The organism is Rhodococcus sp. IEGM 1305 (genome assembly GCF_030058635.1).
In the GTDB taxonomy this organism is placed as follows: domain Bacteria; phylum Actinomycetota; class Actinomycetes; order Mycobacteriales; family Mycobacteriaceae; genus Rhodococcus_F; species Rhodococcus_F opacus_D.
The window spans coordinates 1-322 of the sequence record NZ_JASHKX010000091.1 but is presented as its reverse complement, the minus strand read 5'-3'; the positions used below and the strand labels follow the sequence as shown (position 1 = coordinate 322).

Below are 322 nucleotides of genomic sequence, written 5' to 3'. Positions count from 1 at the left end.
CGACGGGCACGGCGGTGGCATCCGCGGTCACCAAGCAGCAGGCGGAGCAGATCGCCGTCGCGACGGTCCCGGGTGGCACGGTCGTTAACTCCGAGGAACAACAGCGGGACGGTAAGACGGTGTGGCACGTCCACATCCGCGACACGCGGGGCTACGACTACGACGTGAATGTCGATGCGGCGACCGGCGCGGTGGTGCCCGACAGTCAGAACAGGGAGACCACCGCGACGCCCGCACCCGCGCCCCCCGCCGGCGGGGCGGTCACCCAGCAGCAGGCGGAGCAGATCGCGGTCGCGACGGTCCCGGGTGGCACGGTCGCGAA

Annotated in this window: 1 protein-coding gene; it reads left to right on the top strand. The window is 71.7% G+C overall.

Features of this window, described 5'->3' with window-relative positions:
- Positions 1 to 14: 14 nt before the first annotated feature.
- On the top strand, positions 15 to 322 hold a 308-nt coding region (locus QM693_RS37520; protein ID WP_283354836.1), incomplete at its 3' end, for a PepSY domain-containing protein.